This is a genomic window from Leisingera sp. F5, assembly GCF_001593695.1.
In genome coordinates this window covers 1-1741 of the sequence record NZ_LUKH01000748.1, presented here as the reverse complement: position 1 = coordinate 1741, position 1741 = coordinate 1, and the positions used below count along the sequence as shown (strand labels likewise).

General features: G+C 60.1%; 2 protein-coding genes and 1 pseudogene. All 3 read right to left on the bottom strand.

The features are described from left to right. Positions 1 to 609: glycosyltransferase family 25 protein (locus A2I95_RS35510; RefSeq protein ID WP_291737252.1), on the bottom strand; the 609-nt coding region annotated here is incomplete at its 3' end. Between the two features lie 185 nt (positions 610 to 794). After that, on the bottom strand, positions 795 to 1238 hold the full coding sequence (locus A2I95_RS35505) for a hypothetical protein (protein WP_291737251.1): 444 nt from the start codon (positions 1236 to 1238) through the stop codon (positions 795 to 797). A gap of 2 nt (positions 1239 to 1240) precedes the next feature. Beyond that, a pseudogene (sucC, locus tag A2I95_RS35500) lies at positions 1241 to 1741 on the bottom strand (succinate--CoA ligase subunit beta); the annotation flags it as partial.

Genomic DNA, 1741 nt, shown 5'->3' with positions numbered 1-1741 from the left:
CTGTTCGGCCAATGCGGGCTGGACCTGATAGACTTTGACGGCGCGCGCAGGCAGAGAGGCGTCAAAGTTGAACAGGAGGTTGTCCAGCGTGATTTCAAACGGACGGCTGTCCAGCAGGTGCTGTGCCGCCCGGCGGGAGATCACATAGGCCGCACCGCCCGCGTGGCGCGACAGCATCTGGCGCACCTCGCGGCCCATGTGGGTAAAGCCGTCCTTGCCAAGGGCGACCTGCAGTTTCTTGGCCCGCCAGCGTTCGAACTTGACGATGCCGGCGTCTTGCGGCCACCATGACAGGTCCTGCAGCCAGGCACCGGTGTCGGGCGACAGAAAGACGTCATCTTCCAGGATCAGCGCCACATCGGTGCTTGATTCCAGAAATGCCGCCCAGGCCTTGGCATGGCTGAGGGTGCAGGCCATGTCTTTGGTCTGGAAATAGCCCCAGTTGCCCTCGGAGGCGCATTGCTTGAGCATCTCCTCGCGGCTGACCTTGGTGCTGTCCACCGCATTGACGCGCTGAGCCGAAAGCCCAGCCTGATCCAGCTCCCGCTGCATCAGCTCCGCCCGGCCGGTGGCCTGCTGCAAGCCTATGAGATAGACGGAGGCTTTCACTGGATCAAACCTCAATTCAACCCAGACTTAGCGGCATTGGCCATTTCAGAGCGTCGGAAAATGATGGCACCGGAATTGAAGGTGCCTTGCACCCCGCTTGACGCGTGACAGGTAGCCTTGGTGCTCTTGTCGCTGAGGACTGCCATTATTCTATTCCTTTGCTAAGCCAAGCCTGCGCGCGCTGATCAATTTACGCTCAGGTGCAGAAAGCCTGTACGATCCAAGCTCACTCGAATGTAATAGCTGGTGCGGCCGGACTTTACTCGGTAGCGCTCTTTTGGTGTCCCGGGGCGGCGGACAACGAGTTCTGCGCCCAGCCGTTGCGCCAGCTTTGCATAAAGGGTCTTCAGCTCTTCATTCGTTGCTTCCCGAGAAGCAACCGGAGGCCGTGATCCTCTCACATAGATCCGGCAGTTTTTCCCTGGCGTGCCAGTGAGCACAGCGGAAGTGTTCGGCCCCATAAGACCTTCGCTCTTTTTGAAGGCTGCCTTGATCTTCTCTCCCGAAAACTCGGGAGCATTTTGGATGCAGACTTGGTCGAGCATTTTCATGTACCGCCCCAGCTGCGGATCGGCACTCGCCGAAGTCGCTGCGAGAGCGGCAGAAAGCAGGAAAGCGAAACGCAGCATTATCAGCCCTTAACCGCTTTCACGATCTTCTCGGCGCCGTCTTTCAGGTTGTCGGCGGCGATCACGTCGAGGCCGGAGGTGTTGATGATCTCCTTGCCCTTCTCGACGTTGGTGCCTTCCAGGCGGACCACCAGCGGCACCTTCAGCCCGACTTCCTTGACCGCGGCAACCACGCCCTCGGCGATGACGTCGCAGCGCATGATGCCGCCGAAGATGTTGACCAGAATCCCTTTGACCTGCGGGTCCGAGGTGATGATCTTGAAGGCCTCGGTCACCTTCTCTTTGGTGGCGCCGCCGCCCACGTCGAGGAAGTTGGCAGGCTCAGCGCCGTACAGCTTGATGATGTCCATGGTCGCCATCGCCAGACCGGCGCCGTTCACCATGCAGCCGATCTCACCGTCGAGCGCAATGTAGTTCAGGTCGTACTTGGAGGCTTCCAGCTCTTTCGGGTCTTCCTCGGTGGTGTCGCGCAGCTCTGCCACGTCGGCGTGGCGGTAGACCGC